The organism is Synechococcus sp. R8-2, from assembly GCF_047461715.1.
Lineage (GTDB): Bacteria > Cyanobacteriota > Cyanobacteriia > Thermostichales > Thermostichaceae > Thermostichus.
Genome location: NZ_JANSHQ010000201.1, coordinates 1 through 4438, shown reverse-complemented (window position 1 = coordinate 4438; position 4438 = coordinate 1). Strand labels below are relative to the sequence as shown.

Annotated in this window: 4 protein-coding genes and 1 pseudogene; 3 read left to right on the top strand and 2 right to left on the bottom strand. The window is 59.2% G+C overall.

Annotated elements, in window-relative coordinates; genetic code table 11:
• Positions 1–673: pseudogene (locus NW819_RS05455) on the bottom strand (anthranilate synthase component I); the annotation flags it as partial.
• A gap of 140 nt (positions 674–813) precedes the next feature.
• On the opposite strand from NW819_RS05455, the gene NW819_RS05450 reads away from it, so the two are divergent.
• Positions 814–1362 (top strand): NUDIX hydrolase, encoded by a 549-nt coding sequence (locus tag NW819_RS05450; protein WP_414413132.1) that lies wholly within the window; start codon positions 814–816, stop codon positions 1360–1362.
• A gap of 299 nt (positions 1363–1661) precedes the next feature.
• Positions 1662–2285, top strand: a complete 624-nt coding sequence (locus tag NW819_RS05445; protein ID WP_414413133.1) for a hypothetical protein — start codon at positions 1662–1664, stop codon at positions 2283–2285.
• Positions 2286–2374: 89 nt separating this feature from the next.
• Here the strand turns inward: NW819_RS05445 and NW819_RS05440 are convergent, their stop codons facing one another.
• Positions 2375–3214, bottom strand: a complete 840-nt coding sequence (locus NW819_RS05440) for a M23 family metallopeptidase (RefSeq protein ID WP_414413131.1) — start codon at positions 3212–3214, stop codon at positions 2375–2377.
• A gap of 277 nt (positions 3215–3491) precedes the next feature.
• On the opposite strand from NW819_RS05440, the gene NW819_RS05435 reads away from it, so the two are divergent.
• Positions 3492–4438, top strand: a 947-nt coding sequence (locus tag NW819_RS05435) for a carotenoid biosynthesis protein (RefSeq protein WP_414413130.1), incomplete at its 3' end; no start/stop codon positions are given.

Genomic DNA, 4438 nt, shown 5'->3' with positions numbered 1-4438 from the left:
GCCAGCGGGACGGAGTCCTTTCCGACAGGTGGGGCTTCCAGTTGAGGTGCAGATGGGCCAGGGAAAGAGGAGCGCTGAGCTGCTGCATCAGCTTTTCCACCCGCCGGCAGGCTTGGGCATAGGCTTCCTCGGCAGCGTGGTGACGGGTATCGGCGAAGGCCACCACCCAGATCTTGCGCTTCACCTGGTCAAAGAGCAGGATGCTGTCCACCTGCATCAAAACGGCATCAGGGGGATCCCCCGGCTGCAGGGGGTGGATGGGCACCTTGGGCTCAATCCAGCGAATCAGCTCGTAGCCCCAGTAGCCAAACAGGCCGCCGATGCTGCTGGGCAATTCCGGCAAATGCACCGGCTCATAGGGCTGCAAGCAGCGGGCCAAGATGGCAAAGGGATCCCCTTGGTGGTGCTCCTGTCGGCCATCGCGGTATCGCTGTAGCGCCTGATCCCCGCGTATTTCCAAAACCCACAGGGGATCGCAGCCCAGGAAGCTGTAGCGGGCCACCTGTTCCCCCCCCTCCACCGACTCCAGGAGAAAGTTGTAGGGCTGGCCAGCACAAACCCGATACCAGGCAGAAACCGGCGTTTCCAAATCCGCCACCCATTCCTGGTACACCGGGATAAAGTTGCCCTGCTTGGTGAGGGCAAGAAACTCCTTCAAGGGAGGGTAAATCATGGCCTGCAACTTTTGTGCTTTTCCTGACTCTACCCCAGACACGGGATCCCAAGGGCGTGTGAATCCCTCTGGATTGCCCGGTTGCAACAGCGCCGAAAACCATTAAGCTGAGAGCGGCTCTACTCTCGGGATCCCTTGCCATGCAAAACCCATCTCAGGTGATTCGTGAGCGCCTGCGCTATCAAGGCCACAAATACACCTTCGTCAGCCAGCGTTTGCGTTTTCCCAACGGCAAAGAGGGAGAGCGGGAGTACCTCATCCATCCTGGCGGGGTGGTGGCCGTGCCCGTCACTGCAGCAGGCAAGTTCGTCTGCATTCGTCAATATCGCTTTGCGGTTGCTTCCTATCTTTACGAATTCCCGGCAGGCACGGTCGAGCCAGGGGAGCATCCCGATGACACCATTCGCCGCGAGCTGGAAGAAGAAACGGGCCTGCGTGCCCATCGCTGGGATCCCCTTGGCCAATTTTATTTGTGCCCCGGCTATTCCAGCGAGATTATGTATGCCTATTTGGCGCGGGAGCTGGAAGTGCTGGATTCCCCTCCCGATAAGGATGAGGATGAAGATATTACCGTAGTGGAGTTTTCTGCTTCTGAGCTTACAGAAATGGCCCGTTTGGGAATGGATTTGGACAGCAAGTCCATTGCCTGCTTTTGGCGGGCCCAATTGTTTTTGGCTACCGAAAAATAGAGCCCTCCGTCGGGGGGGCTGCCCCTTGCTCCTGGGGGATCCCTTTCAAATTGGCGGGGCGTCGTTCCAAGCCGACTTTGTTGGCTACAGAGGAAGCTCCAGGCTTTTCACCCTAACTTGGTAGCCCATTGCCAGGCGAGATCAAGGTGAGATCGAGGTTGCGTTCGACATAAAAGGGATCCCTGTATCCCGGCTGTTTGGTTGACTGGGAGAACCTTGGAGTCCTTTAGAATTTTAGGGGCGAGGAGTGAGGAAATATGCGGAAGCTGTTGTGTTCCTGTGGTCGAATAGCCTGGGGAGTGGCCTTGGCTGCCACTCTACCGGTTGCTGCTGTTCCTGCCTATCCCCAGCCTGTGCTTCCGCTGCTGCCGGTTCCTTCTGAGGGCGGCGCTGCTCGAGGTGGGGTTGTGGCTTTATTCAATCAATCCATTTGGTGGGATTTTATTCGCGGCAATCGCGGTGAAAACCTGCGCCTGTTCCCGGCCAGCCTAACCTCTCCATCTCGCCAGGATGTGGTGGCTGTGTTTCAGATTCAGCGGCAGCCCACCGTAGAGCCGGTGGTGCGCGTTCTCAGCTTCGAGCACCAGGGGGGGTATAGCTTTCGTCTGCTCCACACGGCTGAGCCGATCCCAGGGCGGTTGGTGGAGGCTCACCTGCGCACGGACATCACCTCCAGCCCACAGCCCAAGTTGGTGCTCCTTACCGAGCGAGGGGGCATCAGCCTGCTGCGCTCTGTCTTGGTCTTGGAACACCGGCCTGAGGGACTTGTGCCGCTGCTGAGCGTGACGGATCTGAGCAATGCCAGCCTGCGGGTCAGCCCGCAAGGGATCCTGGTCATCTCAAGCCCGCCCGGTGCCAGCCGTGACTTGAGGGCTACCCTCTACCAATGGGAGGGGGATGGCTTTGTCCGTCGAGATCTATAAGTCCATCATCTGTTGTGACTGTTGTGAATCTGCCTGTCAATATCCATCTTTGTCAGCGAGGTCTCGCGCGGAGCGGATGTCCGTCTCGGCTATCGCTGCCCTTGCCAGCAAGCTCCCAAGCTGGGGGCTTGTCCCACCTGCCAAAGGAACAGGCTTTCGGCCCCAAGGGGATGAATGCTCCAGGGATCCAGGCCAGACCCAAACCACCCGTAGGGATCGACGGCAGCCGGTTGGCCCGAGTTGGTGTTGTCGAAGCGACGTACCTCGAAATGAAGATGGGGCCCGCTGGCACAGCCGCTGTCTCCCGATAGGCCGATGATTTCTCCTGGGGCCACCACTTGCCCCTCCTGCACCCCAACTTGGCTGAGGTGGGCGTAGAGGGTTTCCCAGCGGGGAAGGGTTCTTCTGTCTGCTCTCTCCCCATCGGAGAATTCTGGCTCGTGCAGAAGGCGCACCCGCAACCCCCTGACCAGCCGGCCCAAGCCGGGGCAAAAAAACTCCGGCTCCTCGCGGGCCAAGGTGACCCGTCCTGCGGCAGCAGCCAAAATCGGGGTTCCCACCGGCATCTCCCAGTCATAACCGGCATGGCCATCGCTTTTGCCACAGGGGTGCAGCGGGTCGGGGATCCAAACCTGGCCTTGCCCACTCACAAACCGTCCGTTGCCATCCCTCTCCCCCAAAGGCAAGTCATGGTCGAAGAGGTTGGTGACGGGAAATTCCCCAACAAAGGGCTTGTGCAAAAACGGCCACTGGGGCGGCGGCGGATCCCCATAAGCAGAACGATATTTTTCCAGCTCCAGCCGATGGTCTTCCAGATCCTGACGCTGGGCGGGATCTTCCGTGTGCTGCTGCAACAGATCCACCAGCTGCAGGGCCTGAAGCCAGTCCTGGCGCTCCACAGCACGAGCCAACTGGGCGTACACCCCCACCCGGGATCCCTGCGGCGAAGACGGGGAGGAGACCTGAGGAAAAACGGGCGATATGTTTACGAATTGATACAATAGACAGCAAAATATCAGCAGTGTCACCGTTAGCGGCAGTGACATCTCCGTCCAGAGGGCCATTCCAAGTAGGCCGGCCTGCAAACAAGCGGGCTTGTTCTTGGCTTTAGGCTCTCTCTTGGGGCCATCCGCTTTTTCCCTCAGCCGCCGTATGGGTTGCAAGGAGACAGAGCGGCTTCGCTTAACCACTCTTCGGGAGTTTCTCATGCGTTGGTTCTCGTCCTCTGGTGTTCTCGTCAGCCTGCCTTTCCAGTCTTCTGTTGGGCGAAGTGTTCTGCCCCTGTCTGGCTCGATTTGGCAGCGGCTGGAGGCCTTAGCTCTGGGTTTGCACATTCTGTCTTTGCTTTTTGGGTTGGCAGGGTTGCTCTGGGTTGTACCGCATCCCGAGTGGGTGGCCAGTTTGCCCCCCATTGGCATTCAAGCTTTCTCCTTGAGCATGGGCAATGGCGGCGTGGCCTACATGGTGTTCGGTGCGCTGGCGGCAGCTCTGATGGGATCCCGGCTGTTGGGGGTGCGGCGCCTATTGATGTTTTTGATCCCGGCGGTGGGCATTTCCTTGGGCAGTGAGCTGTTGGGTACCAGCACTGGGATCCCCTTTGGCAACTATGGCTACCTGAGTGGGCTGGGCTACAAGATTGCCGGGTTGGTGCCTTTTACCATCCCTCTGTCTTGGTTTTATGTGGGGTTGTCGTCCTATTTGTTGGCGCGTGTGGCTCTGCAAACCCAGCGCCACTGGTTGATCCACTTCGAGGCCATCATGTTGGGGGCCCTGCTGCTCACCGCCTGGGACTTCGTGCTGGATCCGGCCATGACCCGCGGCTTGATCCCGTTTTGGACGTGGTTTCAGCCGGGGCCCTTCTTCGGCATGCCGTTGCAAAACTTCGGTGGTTGGATGCTGACCGGGGCTGCCTTTATGACGGTGGCCAATCTGCTGTGGGGCGAGGATCAACCCATCCTTGACCGCCGCCAGTTGGTGGGGCCGCTGGTGCTCTATGTAGCTAATTTTGCTTTTGCCCTGTTGATGAGCCTGGGCTCCGGCATTGTTGCGCCGGCGGGGCTGGGCCTGTTGTTGGGGTTGGGGCCCGCTTTGGGGTTGTGGTGGAGTGCAAAGACCCCATCCCGCTATTGCGAAAGGACTCCGTCCCGCTATCG

Bases quoted from the DNA above. Each gene is read 5' to 3' on its own strand.
- NW819_RS05450 (WP_414413132.1), top strand. From the start codon at position 814: ATGCAAAACCCATCTCAGGTGATTCGTGAGCGCCTGCGCTATCAAGGC.